Source organism: Mycobacterium sp., from assembly GCF_052144515.1.
Classification (GTDB): domain Bacteria; phylum Actinomycetota; class Actinomycetes; order Mycobacteriales; family Mycobacteriaceae; genus Mycobacterium.
Genome location: NZ_JBKQQD010000196.1, coordinates 1 through 14,241 on the forward strand (window position 1 = coordinate 1; position 14,241 = coordinate 14,241).

Below are 14,241 nucleotides of genomic sequence, written 5' to 3' on the forward strand. Positions count from 1 at the left end.
CTGCGATTGCCAAACTGCCCCAACAAGAACAGGATAATGCCGACAATGAGCAGAATCCAACCTCCCCAGACACATATCGTCTCTACGTTGAGCGGCACCCCGGTTAGCTTAGGCAAAAGTAGGTAGCCGACCAAGAGCAAGATGATGCCTAAGATAATCATGCTGCCTCCATATTCTGATAGACGCCGACACGTTGACGTGTCTTGGAAGCGCGAATCCAGAATACGGACTCCAAGCGCGCTTCTTCTTCCATTTGCATCGCTTGCGAGTAGGTCACGGCTGTGACTTCTTGTGGAAGACGTCAATGACCTTCTCGCCGGCTTCCTTAAGTTTCTCGCCGGCCTCCTTAACCTTCTCGCTGGCGTCTTTGAGGTGAGACTTCGTCTGTTCGCGCTGGCCCTCATATTCAGTGCTCTTGTCGCCGGTAACCTTGCCGAGCGCTTCCTTGGCCTGACCGCCAAGACCTTGGATCTTGTTCTTCGCCTTATCCGTATCGCTCACAGTGTGTCTGCTCCTTCTTTTTTGTGGGAATGGATCGAGGGGTGGCCCATACCTCACTGACTCCGAACGCTAATCGCCCTGGTGGTTGGCCAATAAGGGCGAAGGTCACAGAGGAGGGAGCCGATGGTCCCTGGGGCCGGAAGCGAGGGACGCATAGCATCCGACGACAGGCGCAAGATGATTGAGCACGTCGATAGGGGCAAGTTGATTCAGCACGTCGAGTAGGAGGTCGTCATGCTCCGCGAGGCGGGTATCTACCTTCTGGTAGACGGCGGCGATTGCCGCTTTGTGTTGTGAATTGCCCCGGCCACAGACCCGGACTACGGGCCGGGTGAGGCGCTGCTACAGGCGCAGCACTGCCTTAGACGAATCCGGAAATGGAGCCAGAGCCGCTTGGCGTGGAGATCGCGATGAGGCCATGACGCTCATCCGCGCCGCCGTCGATCATCTGTTCCGCCGTGCCCACATATTGCCCACAATTCGCCCACAGTTACAGACATCTCCAGTGATCTCGGGTGATTAACTTCCGCTGTTAGAAAGGCTTTTCGGCCTCGTGTGCTGGGGCGTCAGGCGAGTTCAATCCTGACAGGGGGCTCAACCTGGCTTGTATGACCTCGGCTTGAACCGCCCCGGGCGATTCAACGGTTTATGTGCAAAGGGTGGGGGCGTCGCAGTCATTACCGGGGCAATAGATCGAGTGTGCGGCGTCGACCATGGTTCCGACGTCTAACAACGTGACGCCCCTCGCGTTCATGTGGGCGTGAATGTCGTCGGCAATCTGTTGTGGCTGCCAACCCCAAGTGAGGTCGTAACAGATCAGGTGCGCCTCCCCAATAAGTGCCTCTTCCGAGTTGGGCGGCCAAGTGAGGCCGACGGCGCGCAGTTTTGCGAGGTATGCGTCATCAGCGGGAGTGGTGGCATTGGCAATCGCAGTGCTGCTAACCAGGGCAGCGCCAGCCATCATGGGGATGGTAAGTCCGGCCAGCCAGCGAGGTGAGGGCATTTGATTCCCTTCCTTCCTTCTTGCGTGGGCGATGCCGTCAGTCATGTGCGGATGACAGGCCACCGCGTCAGGAACCAATCAAAGCATCGATCAGGCTCTGGGTGACCGTGAACGGGAATTCGATTGCAGCCGTGCCTACTTGCACAACGCCGTACCGGACCGCGTTCACGATCGTCGCCGGATCGCCGGTGAGGAGGGCCTGCAAAACGTCGTAGGACGCAAACTGTGGCGCCGTGATGAGGTTACGCACATCGACGAACAGCGAGGTCGGCAATGACGCCGGCGGGACGGGTGTCCCGTCCCAACTTTCCATCGTCCAACCACCCTGAGGACTGCCGTCCACCACTACAACGCCGGTGTTGGGCAGCGGGTGGGTGAGCATCAGTAAGGGCTCGGGGTTGTTGACGGACATCAACGTCCCGACCTCGATTGCAAGTTCGCTCGAGTACGCCACGTCGGTGATCTGGCCGTCCGCGGCCACGACCGGGTTCGCCATCGCGGTGTTGTACATCGTTTCAAGCGCACTGTTAAAGCCCTGGTAGAAAACCACCCCGTTGGGGTTGGTGGAGCCCGGGATCAGCATCGCCGCGAGGGGAAGTCCGTGAGTCCATGCGATCGGGCCCACGATGTAGAGGAGCCCCGCGGGAATCTGCCCCTTGCCCTCGAAAATGCCGGCATTGATCTCGTTGAGCCCGGGCAATTGCTGCGCGGTCAACCCCGTCAGGGTTTCCAACGGCATGGCGGTCTGCTGCGCCTGATCAACTGCGAGTCGAAGATCCCGGCGAAGGGTCCCTGCGACTTCAGCACAGCAGCGATCGCGTTGGCCTGTTGCTGGCCCACCGTGTTGAGTGGAGCTCCGGGTATCGCCGTGTCGATGATGTCCGATGCGTTGCTGTTGGTCTCCCCGTGCCGCACGAATTCAATTTGAATCGGCTGATGGCTGCCGCCGGTGCCGGTGAAGGCTGTAGCGCCGGTGCCGATGACCAGCCCGCGATAACCAGCGGCTCTAGCGACACCGCCAGCACCGGCGGCACCGCCCGCGGCGCCGTTGCCGAATAACAGCGCCTGGCCGCCGTTGCCACCGTTGCCGCCGACACCGCCCGCGCCGCCCACGCCGCCGTTGCCCATCAACAGGCCACCGTTGCCGCCGACGCCGCCAGCTCCGCCGGCAAACCCGCCACCACCGGCGCCGGCGTTGCCGATCAGCCCGGCCTTCCCGCCGTTACCGCCGTTCGCAGCCATACCGCTGGTCTGGGTGTAGCCGGCCCCGCCATCACCGAACAGGAGACCGCCGGCGCCGCCATTGGGGGCCGTCGCCGTTCCGGGGGCCCCGTTGCCGATCAGATCGCGCCCGAACAGCGCGTCGGTGGGCGCATTGATAATCGGGTCGAGTGCTTGACCGGTCGGGCTGCTGATCCAGGCTTCGCCGGTCGCGTGTATCGGCCCGTAGACCAACGTCTGAAATCCGTTGGAAGCGGCGGTATTCACCGCAGTCACGACCCCCTGCAGCGTCGTGTCGATGGTGGCCTCTGTACCCGCATACGATGTCGCCGCCGCGCTCAGTCCGCGCACAAACTGCTCGTGATACGCCGCCGCCAGCGCTGCCACCGCCTGATACTGCTTGGCGTGCGTGCCAAACACCGCCGCGATGGCCGCCGACACTTCATCGGCGGCCGCTGCGGTTACCTGAGTCGTCGGTGCGGCTGCAGCCAGATTGCCGGCACCCAGTGTCGAACCGATCTGCGCTACATCGGTCGCGGCCGTCTCCAAGATTTCCGGAGCCACGAGCATAAGTGGCATCTCCCTCCTTGGTGTTACCGCCTGTCAGCTAGCCATATTGCAACGCACCGCCGGAAAAGACGGGTGTATCCCGAAAATGAACAAGCAATGGATTTGCAGTCCAGGACCAACCCCGACTGACACCCGCCAAGTGCCGATAGTCCTCATGTCGATAGACAAATCACCATCCGCGCAGGCAACTATCCCGTAGCCCCGTAAGCGGGTGCGGCGGCTCATGGGAATCGAACGTGATAGCGCGTTTGCCGAATTTTCTGACGCGTCAATCTGACGCGAGTACATTTTCGAGCTGTCCTGAGGTTGTCAAACCACCGCGGATCGGAGCTCGCAGATGTCGTCATACATGATCGCAGCACCGGAGGCTTTGGCCGTAGCGTCGGGGGACTTGACCGGGATCGAGGAGGCGATCAACGAGGCCACCGCGGCGGCGGCGCCCTCGACGACGGGGATTGTCGCGGCGGCTGGCGACGAGGTGTCGGCGGCCATCACGAGTTTTTTTGGCAGCTACGCCCAAGAGTTTCAGACGCTGAGCGCGCAGGCGACGCAGTTTCATGCCCAGTTCGTGCACGCGTTGGGCGCGGCTGGGGCCTCATACACTGCCGCTGAGGCTTCGAATGTGTCGCTGCTGGTGCAGGGGCTGCAGCAACAGTTCTTCGACCAGGGATTTTTTTCGCCTTTCATCTATCTGACCGGGCAACCGCTCTTCGGTAAAGCTGCCGTCGGGCCTGCCGTCACCGGCACCACCGGCCCCGGTCTGGGCGGCAGGCTGCTCACCGGCTTTTTCAACGGCAGTCTCGGGAGCGGCAGCGGCGGTGTGTCGCCGGGGCCGGGGACCCCCAACGGGGTGACCGGGGTCCGGGAGGGGTTCTCCTACCTGGACATTCCGGTCGGTCCCCATGGCTACGACGCCCCGGCACGCTGGTACTTCCCGACGCAGGCAAACGGTTCGGTGGATGCCCGCGGTGTCATCTATCTGCAGCACGGCTTCCTGGGAACGGGTGGCTGGTACAGCGATCTGGCCATCGCCCTGGCGGAGGGCACCGACAGCATCGTGGTCGTCCCCACCGTGTCGTCGATTCCGTTGCCGAACGGCGCCTGGCTGAGCGGCACGCAGATGCAGCAGGCCGTCGGCTCGTTGTTCCTGGGCAGCGAGACGGCGCTGAACATCAGCGCGAACCAGGCCGGTTACCACGGCACGCTGCCGCAAAGTTTCATGATGACCGGACACTCCGCCGGCGGCGGCCTCGCCACCCTCGCCGCCGGCGATTACGTCGCGGACCTCGGGGCGAACACGGCCAGCAACCACCTTCTCGGTGTGGTGATGTTCGACGGGGTCGCAACGAGTTCGACAAGCTTCGCGGCTTCGATCGCCAACCTGCAGACGTTGAACATCCCCGACTATGTGGTGGCCGCGCCGCCACAGGCGTGGACCGCTTTCGGTGCCACCACGAATCAACTCGTCAGTCTGTACCCGGGTCAGTTCGTCGGGGTCGAGCTGGTCAACGGCTCGCATGTCGACTCGCTGCTGGGCGATAAACCCGTCGTCGACTTCCTCGCGCAGCTGATCACGAAGTTCTCCCCGGGCGGCAACACCGCGGCCGTGTACACCCTGTCCACGGGCTGGATCGATGACATCTACGCCGGGGCGGGCCCGACCGACCCGATCTACGGCCTCTACGGGACCACCGGCGGCTACCTGCCCCCGGGCGGCCAGCAGATCATCCTGGGCCCGGCCACCGGGATCGTACTGCCGGTGTAATCGACCGCCGCGTCGGCGACGATCTTGGCCACCGCCTGGGGTACATGGCGCCGTAGTCGATCTCGAGCGCCGTGATCGCGACCCGAGCCTTGTCGATATCCTCGGCGCGGTAGATCTCTTTGAGCTCCGCCGGCGCACCGGGATGCGTCGACTTCGGCAGCGCGGCAAGAACATTGGCCTGCTTGGGCCGCCAGCAGCGCTGCTGCGGTGTCGGAGAACACCTCTCGCACGGCCTTCCAGAACCCAACGCGCCGTCAGCGACCGCGAGCACCGGCGCGCGCATGCCGCGGCGGCGGCAATCGCGCAGCAGATCGGCCCAGGCGTCCGAATTGGCAGGAACTCTCAAGGTCCCACGCGGAGGCAGACGACTAGCATTCGTGTTGGTGGGTCGTAACACTTGCCGAGCCTCGGATGCGGAAGTCGGCAACGATATCAATTGCCGTTGGGGCTTTGATGTCAGCGGGAGTGTCGCTCACGCTGCCACCCAATCGCCGGCTCCCACACCGCCACCGGGTACACTGAAGTGCCTGACATCCGACGGCCAGCCGCCACAGCTCAACTACCTGCCGCGTATAAGGTCTGAACAGCGCAAATGCATAGCCCTGCAACTTTCATGCGATTGGGGCACGCTATGGCGGGATCAACATCACGCCGAAGTAAAAGGCATAAACATAGCGTATTGGTATGGGGCCCAACGGTTTTCGTGGTTTTCGCTCTTGCGGCGGCGGCGCCCCTCCCGTATCGTGCCAAAGCGGGAGGGCACCATACGGGGCGCGTAACGGAAGGACAGCACCCATGACCACGACCCTGCCTACCCGCGTCGACATCCTCAACGAGCGCGACGACTTCGGGGGCCCCGTGGTGAACCGGGTAATTATCGTCGCCCTCAAGGGCCACCCCGCCGTCAAGGTTGACCCAGCGACCGCAAGCCGCCTGGCCGCCGACCTGATCGCCGCAGTCGACGAAACTCGACGCCCTGTCGTCGGGCACTGAGGGCACACTGCAACCATGAGCGAGGACATCACCGTCGCGGACGCCACAGAGGCGGCGCGCCTACAACAGCGGAGCCAAGGAATGGGTGCGCTGCTAAGGCGGGCGAAGGTTGGGTTATCCGGGCACGGCCGTCGCCGTGGGCGGATAAACCCGAAGTCTTAGTTGATTAGGCTTGTGCATGCGGTAGCAATCCTGATGGAGCGGCGTAGGTGAGCGGCTTCGGACTCGGCCAAGGCGGTCCTGAGAGGCCCTAAGTCTTGGGTTGGACGCTTAAGCGTCGCGGTTATTGACGCGAACGTCGCGATTCACGCACGAGTCTTTTCTGTTCACGCGCAACGGAGGATCGTGGGTCAGCAACAACTGTGTTGTTGGGATCGGTAGCCACAAGCGAACGCAAGAATTTCGCAAGCGGTCGGAGGCAACCTAACGACGCGCTCCGACATGTGAGAACCGAAAGGAACCAACCATGAACACCCCTCGCACCCTGAAGCGGATCATCGCCGGGGCGCTGCTATCAGGCGGCGTCGCGGTGGCCGGTTTAGGTCTGGGCGCAGGTGCCGCCCAGGCCGACGATTGCATCCCTGCACGGGGCGGTTGCTGGTGCCCAGGTATGCAGTTGCCGCTTAACTCAACTCAAATAAATTGGGACATGAGTGTCTGCCACAAGTTCCACGAGGTTCGCGGCCCAAACGGACAGTGGCAGGTTCTCGAAGGGTGGGGTCCTCCTTCGCCCGGCTTCCCGTGGCCATGAAAATGTCTCCACCCGCCGCCCGCGTCTCAGTAAGTCTTTTCAACCACAGCCTTGGTCGGCACGCCGGCCAGATGGTCATAGCGTTTCTGGGCCATGATTTTTTTCCAAAACGTGCTTCGGCTTACAGTCCACCGGAACGGTCGTACTGTAAGGCTTACGGTAGCGATTTCGACCCAACCGGGGTACCCCCCTCCACCAGCCCAGACGGGTGCCGGTACGGCTCTCCGCGAGAATAGCCCCCGACCGTGGTCGAGATCGACTGCAATGCAATGGATCTCATGCACAACGCGAATGCCGCATGGCAAGCGGTGTTTGGCGGGTTTGCCTCCGTGGAAAACAGAGGGATGGGACGGTCTCGTCATAGTGACTGTGACGTAGCCCAAGCTGTGGAGTTGGTCCGCGCGCTACACCATCAACTGCGCGAGATGACCAAACGGTTGGCCTGGGTCGAACGCGAGCATGTCACCCACTCGCACGGCCGAGCATGCGCGATGCGGCTGGAAGCAGTCAGGCTGCGCCGAGACATCGCAGAGGCACAGGTTCACATCGATCGGCTACAGCGCCGCTACCTGAGCGGCGACGAGCGCACCCAGCAGTCGGGCCCGCATTACCGCGTCGCACTGGCGCAAGAATTTCGCAAGCCGTGGCGGTGACCTATGGCCCAAGGGCGGAGAAAGGAACCCGCCATGCACACCATCCGCACCCTGAAGAAGATCACTACCGGGGCGTTGCTATCGGGTGGCCTCGCGGTGGCCGGTGTCGGCCTAGCCGGAGGTACCGCCCCCGCAGATGCCGGTCATCCCGAATAAGTAGTAACTGCCAGCCCACTCCTCTGGTGGGGCTGGGGAAGGGGAATGTCCGCCATCGGTCTTAGTCGCTCACGGCCGATTCTGTGGCCACTACGGCGTATTGCTGAAGCTTCCCAAGGCGGGGCGCGTCACTGGCGAAATCAACAATGCGCGCAAGTTCGGATGCGGACAGGACGACACGGAAGCCATGGTCTCACCCTAATCCCGTACAAGATTCGTGCAAGAAACATGTCTATTTGCGCCTAAAGTGTCCCATACTGCCGCATGGGTGAAAGCGCTGAAACCGCATTTGGAGACACAGAAACCCAAGGTAGAGAAACCGGCACCGCCGATATGCATGACAGCTGAACTATTTGCCGTGCGGATGGACGACGGATGGCAAGCGATGGACTCCGCCGCCCCCGCCCGGCCCGTGATCGAGGTCACGCATGGTGGCAACCCTCGGTGCTGAAACCGTTCTGGTGGCGTGACCCGGAGTATTGGCGGCCTGGGATGGCCGGTAGATCACCTCCGATGCCCTGCAGATCACCTTGGATGCGTTGCAGATCACCTTGGATGCGTTGCAGATCAGAAAGAGCATTCTGGAAGCCCGGCTGGATCTGGTCAGGGCTTGCAGGTTCGTATTGAGGGCAGTACGAGACCACGGCACCGGCCGTGAAGTTGGCGCTTTGATTGGCGTCCCATACCGTCGATCGCTGCACAAAGCGAACGGCCTCTGCGAAGTTGGGTTGCTGCGTGAGGAAATCGCAGACTGCGTGCCCGTGGGTCGTCACGTATTCGTGGCTGGGAACTGGCACGCCGTCCTGATTCAACGCATCGATGAACGACTTGTCGACGATGTCAAGCGGCGGAGCATGTGCTTGCGGCGCAGCCGGGTTCGGTCGCGCACCCGACGGCGGCGGGTCGGCCGCCGGCTGCGCTGGGGGTGGTTTGTGCACCCCGAACATCACCACAAACACGGTGGCGACGGCCAGCAGAGATAGCGGCAGCGCCGCGAGCGGGCCGTAGCGGCGCAGCACACCCGTACGTCGATAAGGCCTGATGTCGCCGGTTTCGTCGCGCTGCGGCCGGGTGTGGGCGATTACCTGGGTCTCACCCGCCGCAACCGCCTCGGTTTCCGACGCCTCGGCGCGGTGGCCTAGGCGCTCGTCGAGCAGCTCGTCGACCTGCCGGCACGACAGCTCACCGCCCTGCTCACGGATCGATTGGCGCCGTAGGGCGATGAGCCGCAATTCTGAGTCGATCGTCTCGCGATCGCGCATATCAGTCAGTCTGAGGGTGTCACGACGTTGTCACAAGTCCCGGTAAACACCGTGCCGACACCGGCAGATACCGGCGAACGTCATTGGATGGGTTTTCCCTGGCCAAAGCCGACTTTCGCCCCTGCGGCGGATACCGACGACCGGCCGATACCTGGCCCGGAGCCGCCAGGGTCGCAGCCGTTCAGCAACGCTGAGATCAGTTGCTTGTTACCGGCCCGCATTTCCAACCGTTTTGGACGTTCCCTGCCTGGACCGGCTGCGAGAAGATAGACGCATGTTCGATGCGTGCACCGAGTGAAGGGCAACCGGGCTTGGCAATACTTCTCCACCAGTGCATCACCTGGGACCAGAAATGGGCGCAGGGTTAGATGTTAAGTACAGTTCTGGGCGTTATTACGGGCGGTGGCATTACATTCCTCACGACAACATACGTGAACTGGCGCAAAGAGAAGAATGACCGAGAACGGCAACGACTGGCTCGCGCAGCCGATCGAGAACAGAAACGATTGGACCAGCTGCGCGATGTCGCTATAAGGTTCGTCCAGAGCGTTGCTAAGCATTCTGTCATTGCGGTGAATGCGGAAAGCCAAAGTCCAGAATTGGTTGAATTGGTGCAACGACTCAAGGATGGCGAGGATCTTGCAACGGCACTGACGGCCGTCAACCTTCGAGGCACCGACTCAAGTGATTTTCAAGTCAATGGACCAACAGCACAGGTAGAAGCCTTGGTAGGGCTGGTCGGGGGAGTCCAAGCGGCACAAGAAGCCGTATCACAGACGCACGCACTTGTGTCCGAAATGCGACTCTGCCTACCAAATCATCTCGTCAATCTAGCCGAGTTAGTTTCCATGGTCAGCTTCCTTCTCCACATGACCTCGAATTTTCCCGAGAACCAGAGATTGCCGGCAACAGCGCTGAATACAGTCCTCGCCGCCTTTGTGAGGGCAGTGCGTAGAGAAATGGGCCTGGATAGGTACGTATCGCAGGGCATAACGTTGACAAATTTGAGTCAAAAAGTACAAGAAATCCTGGGCGAATGACGTCGTTTGCGACTACACCGCACGACGCAAACACCGCACCGGCCGAACCGCGTTGCAGGCGAAGTTCAAAAAGGTCAAACAAGACAAAGAATTACTTCCGGCGCAGCGGCCCAAACGGCTAGAGCCTGTCTAAGACTTACTTCAAGCAGCTGACACCGAGCACCGTCAGCGGCCTTCGGCGTTGGGCGCCAGGAATACCTTGCCGTCGCGTGCGACTGTTTCGGCTTGGGTGACCGCGGCATGAATGTCGTCGAGGGTGAACCTCTTGCCCGGGGACGTTTCCAGGATCCCCTCGCGAATCAGCCCGACAATCTCATCGATCAGTTGTGGAATGGCGGGCCGTTCGGGTGCAAAAAAGCCGGACTTGTCCAGGCGCGGCAGCCAGTAGCCCAGCCAGTAGACCTCGAGGGTGCGCCGGCCTGAGAGGGTGAGCCGCGGGTCGTCGCCCACGCTGATCCCCTCACCGGTAAGCGATCCGTAGACCAGCATATGGCCGTCCTCGGACAACGATCGAAAGATCTCGGTGCCGGTCTGACCTGCGACCGGGTCGATCGCGAAGTTAACACCCTGCGGCCCAACGATTTTGCGCACCTGTTCGTCGATGGGCCCGTCAGTGGACACGATCACTTCGTCTGCGCCGAGCTCCTTGAGTTCCTGCACGGCTTCGCGACGGCGCACCACGTTGATGGTCCGGATGCCGTCGTGTTTGGCCAGCCGGATGATCATGCGCCCCAGTTCGCCGCCGGCGGCGGACTGCAGCAGCCAATCCCCACGGGGAACGGCCAGCACGTGGCGCACCATGAGGATCGCCGTCGCCGGATTGATGAGAAACGACGCGATCTGCTCATCGGCGATGTCGTCGGGGACCGGATACACCTTGGCCGCCGGCACCACCGCGTACTGCGACCAGTTACCGCCGTCGGAGTTGCGGGCGAAGACCCGCTGCCCGACTGTCAGGCCCTCGACTCCTGGTCCCAGGGCGTCGATGGTGGCGACTCCCTCGAATCCGGCGCCGGACGGGAAATGTTCCGCCACACCGGAATAGTGGCCCCGAACGTAGAGCAGGTCGGAGGGGTTGATGGGGGTGAGTCGGATCTTCACCCGTACCTCGCCCGGGCCGGGTTGCGGCATGGGCCGTTCGCTAACGATGAGAACGTCTGTCGGTTCTCCGTAATGATCGAAGCGGATGGCTTTCATTTGCATAACCTTTCTGTGCGGTTTTTCTGTGTGCGGTTGGTGTTAGGTGTGGGTCGTGGCGACCCGTCAGGCCAGGCTTGTCAGGAAGTGCGTCAAGAGCTGGGCAACGGCACCGGGTTGTTCGACGTGGGGCCAGTGGCCGGCGCCGGCAACCTGGACTGTGCGGATGTCGGCGAATCGGGGTGCCACGGCATCGCGGATCAGTTCGGTGGAGGAGAAGGTGTCCTCACTGCCGATCAGCAGCACGGGCGCGCTGACAGTGGACGGTTGGTCTCCGAGCGGATGCCCGGCTGTCCAGGCGTCGAGTTGCTGCTCGGCGGTCACCGGAGGTGTGGCAAGTGTCGCGCTGACCAGCGCCCGCATCACCGGCGCCGAGTCATTGACCAGCCGTGCACGCCGATTCGCCGCGGCGGAGGCCACGGTGCGATCGTGCGCTGCGTGACCGAAGCGGGCTGCCTGCTCGGGGGTTAGCCGGTAACCCGCCAGCGGAACCGGGGTGATCAGCGCGAGCCCGACGGTGATGTTTGGCCGTGCCGCTGCGACCAGTTCGGCAACCTGTGCACCCATGCTTTGGCCCACGACGACCACTGGGCTCTGCGTGGTGGGATCGATGCCGTGGAGCACGTCGAGCACCTGGTCGCGGTAGCCGTCCAGGATCGCGCCGCGGCGAGGCGGACTCGTGTCGTCGACGTGGCGTAAGTTGACGGCCCGCGCGTGCCATCCGGGGTTGGGCAACCGGTCGATCACCTCGTCCCACAGTGCGGCGTTGTCCTGATATCCGGGGATGAACACCACCGTCCCGGCCGTGCCGCGGCCCCAACGCTGTTTCATCGTAGGCCTCCGGTGCCTGTCTCACCCCATGCGTCAGACAGCACGTCCGCACGCGTAGGTCGAAGTTGAATACCGGCGATCCGCCAGCCGGATTCCGCACGTATCACCTCGAAATGCACTGCCAGCCTTTCGATTTCGCTATCATCGCTGCGTCGTCGTGACCAGATCACCTCGATAGCCGCTCCATTGTGGTGGTAGGCCCGCACGGCCTGGTCGACCACGTTGGTGTAGGCGTAACCATTAGCCTTCAACCTGGTGTGCGTTGTGTTGAGCAGCCCGACGACGCTGTCGGCGTCCAGTGCCCACTGGCCACCGTCGGGGTGGTATTTGTAAAGCGGTACGCCCCAGTAGTTCAGGATGAACTCGGGTCCCCTGTCGATGTCCCGGCTGCCGACGCCAACCCAGGTGGGCAGGTAGTCGTCGAAGAACCATTCGGCGACCTCGGCGGTCACGGTTTCTGTTTCGTTGTCTGACATGGCTTTTCCTTGCCTCACGACAGAAGCTCCAGCGCCGAGTACCACACCGGGCCGGGGTTGAGTCGATCCGGATACAGGGCCAGCATCCGTTCGAAATATTCTCGTGGCGTGGGCTTTTCGCCCAGTAGGCGCTGCGCGTCAAGAAGGTATTGGCGCGTCTGGTCGAGGATCGCCCGATCGTCGGGCAAGTCGCGGTTCTTGTGGCCGGCGACCACCGCGCGCGGCCGTAGTGCCTCGACGATCTCGAGCGCGGCCAGCCACGCCTCGATGCCGCCGCCTCGACTCTCCAACAGGTACTGGTGCACCCCGTTGTAGGCAACGTCGCCGGCCACCACCAAGCCGATCGAGGGAACGTGCAGCACGGTGGTGTCGTCGGTGTCGGTGTGCCCCACTTCCACCGCCTCGCACCGATGCCCCTCCAGCATGAAGCCCTCTGCCGGGATCGGTTCGAACACCACCGGGCTATCGGGAATCAGCCCGGGGAAGTCGACGTCCCAGCGCTGCGCGCGGCCAACGGTGGCCTGCTGGTGCATCATCGCGATGGTCTTCTCCGTTGCGAAGGCGATCGCGCCGGGGAAGTGCCGGATGATCCTGTCGGCGCCGAACCAGTGGTCGCCGTGCCCGTGGGTGGCGTATATGTAGGCCAGCCGCTTCCCCGAGCGCTCGATCCAGTCACCCACCCGCTCGATCTGGTCGTAGGTGAATGGCGGGTCGACCAGGACCGCATCGTTTTCGCCGAGCACCAGCGTGGAGGCCACCGGCGAGGACACGATGGGGCTGCCGTCCGGCAGCCGCATGCCCCGCTCGCGGCGCACTCCGTCGTTGACCAATACTTTGTAGCGCAGATCGTTCACGATGATTACTCCTTTGCGGCCAGGTGCTCGACGAACCAGTCGCGGGCCGCGACGCTGGTCAGCTCGAACTGGCTCAGGTACGCGTCGAAGTGACCGCCGGGGATCGTGACGAGCTTCTTGGGCTGCAGAGCCCGTTCGTAGGCCGCCAAACCGGTGTCGGCCAGGGTGATGGTGTCGTTGAGCCCGATGATCATCAGCAGCGGCGTGGGCGACACCCGCGAAACCCACTGCCCTGGTTCATACATGCGCGCGGCCCGACTAGACCGCACGGTGACTCGGTTTTCCCAGTGCACCCCTTCGGGCACCGGTTGGTGGTAAAACGCCACCGCGTCCGGCGAGTGATATGCCGCAGGCGTCTCTGGGTCGGCACTGACGATCAGCTGAGTCGCCGGTGCTGCACCTGCGAACTGGGCCCGGTCGTCGTCGATGAAACTGGCTTCCAGGCCGGCCACCCGATCGGGCGCCACCCGCCGCAGGCTCTGCTGATAGCCACTGATCGTCGGCACCTGGGCGACCACGGCCCGGAGGCGCCGGTCGGTCGCGCCCAGCACCAGCGCGTGGCCGCCGGCATAGCTGGTGCCCCACAGACCTATCCGGTCGGCGTCCACCGCTGGATGGGATTCCAGGTAGGAGATGGCGTAGCGCCAGTCAGCGATCTGCCGCCAGGGGTCAACGTCGAAGCGGGGCTGGCCATCGCTGGCCCCGAAACCACGGTGGTCATGTACCAGCACCACGAAACCGGCCTCTGCGAACACTCGCGCGAACCGGTCCAGGCCGTGCTCGCGGATCCCGGCAAAGCCGTGCGCCATCGTGATCGCCGGTCGCGGTCCCGGCATGTCGGGGACAAACAACCAGCCGCGTAGCGTCACATTTCCTTCGACGCCGAACTCGACATCAATTTGATTGACCATGGATTCGATCCTGTCGAGCAAGCGCCGGGTCCGGGTAACCCCATTGAGGCTGGTAGC

At 62.8% G+C, this 14,241-nt stretch carries 16 protein-coding genes; 5 read left to right on the plus strand and 11 right to left on the minus strand.

Annotated features, from left to right (window positions below; all coding sequences use genetic code 11):
• Positions 1–273 precede the first annotated feature (273 nt).
• From ACLP9N_RS13355 to ACLP9N_RS13370, 4 genes are all read right to left on the minus strand, one after another.
• Positions 274–501, minus strand: a complete 228-nt coding sequence (locus ACLP9N_RS13355; protein WP_442407853.1) for a CsbD family protein — start codon at positions 499–501, stop codon at positions 274–276.
• Between the two features lie 646 nt (positions 502–1,147).
• Positions 1,148–1,504 carry a DUF732 domain-containing protein gene (locus ACLP9N_RS13360; protein ID WP_442407854.1) on the minus strand — a complete coding sequence of 119 codons (357 nt, stop codon included), beginning with the start codon at positions 1,502–1,504 and terminating at the stop codon, positions 1,148–1,150.
• Between the two features lie 67 nt (positions 1,505–1,571).
• Positions 1,572–2,243, minus strand: coding sequence for a hypothetical protein (locus ACLP9N_RS13365; RefSeq protein ID WP_442407855.1), 672 nt, complete (start codon positions 2,241–2,243; stop codon positions 1,572–1,574).
• Positions 2,225–3,304, minus strand: a complete 1,080-nt coding sequence (locus tag ACLP9N_RS13370; protein WP_442407856.1) for a PE domain-containing protein — start codon at positions 3,302–3,304, stop codon at positions 2,225–2,227. The genes ACLP9N_RS13365 and ACLP9N_RS13370 overlap by 19 nt, the downstream gene beginning before the upstream one ends.
• Positions 3,305–3,632: 328 nt before the next feature.
• Here ACLP9N_RS13370 and ACLP9N_RS13375 point away from each other — a divergent pair, with 328 nt between their 5' ends.
• The gene (locus ACLP9N_RS13375) at positions 3,633–5,060 is read left to right on the plus strand and encodes a PE family protein (RefSeq protein ID WP_442407857.1); all 1,428 of its coding nucleotides are present in this window, start codon (positions 3,633–3,635) and stop codon (positions 5,058–5,060) included.
• On the opposite strand, the gene ACLP9N_RS13380 is transcribed toward ACLP9N_RS13375, so the two are convergent.
• A complete protein-coding gene (locus ACLP9N_RS13380; RefSeq protein WP_442407858.1) occupies positions 5,020–5,406 on the minus strand; it encodes a transposase in 387 nt (128 codons plus the stop codon). The two genes, ACLP9N_RS13375 and ACLP9N_RS13380, sit on opposite strands and share 41 nt — an antisense overlap.
• A gap of 449 nt (positions 5,407–5,855) precedes the next feature.
• On the opposite strand from ACLP9N_RS13380, the gene ACLP9N_RS13385 reads away from it, so the two are divergent.
• The 3 genes from ACLP9N_RS13385 to ACLP9N_RS13395 all read left to right on the plus strand — a co-directional run bounded on the left by ACLP9N_RS13385 (position 5,856) and on the right by ACLP9N_RS13395 (position 7,613).
• Positions 5,856–6,053, plus strand: coding sequence for a hypothetical protein (locus tag ACLP9N_RS13385; protein WP_442407859.1), 198 nt, complete (start codon positions 5,856–5,858; stop codon positions 6,051–6,053).
• A 1,137-nt stretch (positions 6,054–7,190) separates the two neighbouring features.
• On the plus strand, positions 7,191–7,457 hold the full coding sequence (locus ACLP9N_RS13390) for a hypothetical protein (protein ID WP_442407860.1): 267 nt from the start codon (positions 7,191–7,193) through the stop codon (positions 7,455–7,457).
• Between the two features lie 33 nt (positions 7,458–7,490).
• The gene (locus tag ACLP9N_RS13395) at positions 7,491–7,613 is read left to right on the plus strand and encodes a hypothetical protein (protein ID WP_442407861.1); all 123 of its coding nucleotides are present in this window, start codon (positions 7,491–7,493) and stop codon (positions 7,611–7,613) included.
• A gap of 422 nt (positions 7,614–8,035) precedes the next feature.
• Here ACLP9N_RS13395 and ACLP9N_RS13400 read toward each other — a convergent pair whose 3' ends face one another.
• Positions 8,036–8,875: a DUF732 domain-containing protein gene (locus ACLP9N_RS13400; RefSeq protein WP_442407862.1), complete on the minus strand. Its 840-nt coding sequence runs from the start codon at positions 8,873–8,875 to the stop codon at positions 8,036–8,038.
• A gap of 431 nt (positions 8,876–9,306) precedes the next feature.
• Between ACLP9N_RS13400 and ACLP9N_RS13405 the strand changes: the two genes are divergently transcribed.
• Positions 9,307–9,915 (plus strand): hypothetical protein, encoded by a 609-nt coding sequence (locus ACLP9N_RS13405; RefSeq protein ID WP_442407863.1) that lies wholly within the window; start codon positions 9,307–9,309, stop codon positions 9,913–9,915.
• 165 nt (positions 9,916–10,080) lie between these two features.
• Here the strand turns inward: ACLP9N_RS13405 and ACLP9N_RS13410 are convergent, their stop codons facing one another.
• The 5 genes from ACLP9N_RS13410 to ACLP9N_RS13430 all read right to left on the minus strand — a co-directional run bounded on the left by ACLP9N_RS13410 (position 10,081) and on the right by ACLP9N_RS13430 (position 14,184).
• Complete coding sequence (locus tag ACLP9N_RS13410) at positions 10,081–11,112, minus strand: zinc-dependent alcohol dehydrogenase family protein (RefSeq protein WP_442407864.1); 1,032 nt, start codon at positions 11,110–11,112, stop codon at positions 10,081–10,083.
• 66 nt (positions 11,113–11,178) lie between these two features.
• Positions 11,179–11,943, minus strand: coding sequence for an alpha/beta fold hydrolase (locus ACLP9N_RS13415; protein ID WP_442407865.1), 765 nt, complete (start codon positions 11,941–11,943; stop codon positions 11,179–11,181).
• A complete protein-coding gene (locus ACLP9N_RS13420; protein WP_442407866.1) occupies positions 11,940–12,419 on the minus strand; it encodes a DUF6841 family protein in 480 nt (159 codons plus the stop codon). Before ACLP9N_RS13420 ends, ACLP9N_RS13415 begins: the two co-directional genes overlap by 4 nt.
• A gap of 14 nt (positions 12,420–12,433) precedes the next feature.
• The gene (locus tag ACLP9N_RS13425; RefSeq protein WP_442407867.1) at positions 12,434–13,273 is read right to left on the minus strand and encodes an MBL fold metallo-hydrolase; all 840 of its coding nucleotides are present in this window, start codon (positions 13,271–13,273) and stop codon (positions 12,434–12,436) included.
• A gap of 5 nt (positions 13,274–13,278) precedes the next feature.
• Positions 13,279–14,184, minus strand: a complete 906-nt coding sequence (locus tag ACLP9N_RS13430; protein ID WP_442407868.1) for an alpha/beta hydrolase — start codon at positions 14,182–14,184, stop codon at positions 13,279–13,281.
• Positions 14,185–14,241: the final 57 nt, after the last annotated feature.

Bases quoted from the DNA above. Each gene is read 5' to 3' on its own strand.
- ACLP9N_RS13415 (WP_442407865.1), bottom strand. From the start codon at position 11,943: ATGAAACAGCGTTGGGGCCGCGGCACGGCCGGGACGGTGGTGTTCATC.
- ACLP9N_RS13395 (WP_442407861.1), top strand. From the start codon at position 7,491: ATGCACACCATCCGCACCCTGAAGAAGATCACTACCGGGGCGTTGCTA.
- ACLP9N_RS13375 (WP_442407857.1), top strand. From the start codon at position 3,633: ATGTCGTCATACATGATCGCAGCACCGGAGGCTTTGGCCGTAGCGTCG.
- ACLP9N_RS13365 (WP_442407855.1), bottom strand. From the start codon at position 2,243: ATGCCGTTGGAAACCCTGACGGGGTTGACCGCGCAGCAATTGCCCGGG.
- ACLP9N_RS13410 (WP_442407864.1), bottom strand. From the start codon at position 11,112: ATGAAAGCCATCCGCTTCGATCATTACGGAGAACCGACAGACGTTCTC.
- ACLP9N_RS13400 (WP_442407862.1), bottom strand. From the start codon at position 8,875: ATGCGCGATCGCGAGACGATCGACTCAGAATTGCGGCTCATCGCCCTA.
- ACLP9N_RS13370 (WP_442407856.1), bottom strand. From the start codon at position 3,304: ATGCCACTTATGCTCGTGGCTCCGGAAATCTTGGAGACGGCCGCGACC.
- ACLP9N_RS13385 (WP_442407859.1), top strand. From the start codon at position 5,856: ATGACCACGACCCTGCCTACCCGCGTCGACATCCTCAACGAGCGCGAC.
- ACLP9N_RS13420 (WP_442407866.1), bottom strand. From the start codon at position 12,419: ATGTCAGACAACGAAACAGAAACCGTGACCGCCGAGGTCGCCGAATGG.
- ACLP9N_RS13430 (WP_442407868.1), bottom strand. From the start codon at position 14,184: ATGGTCAATCAAATTGATGTCGAGTTCGGCGTCGAAGGAAATGTGACG.
- ACLP9N_RS13360 (WP_442407854.1), bottom strand. From the start codon at position 1,504: ATGCCCTCACCTCGCTGGCTGGCCGGACTTACCATCCCCATGATGGCT.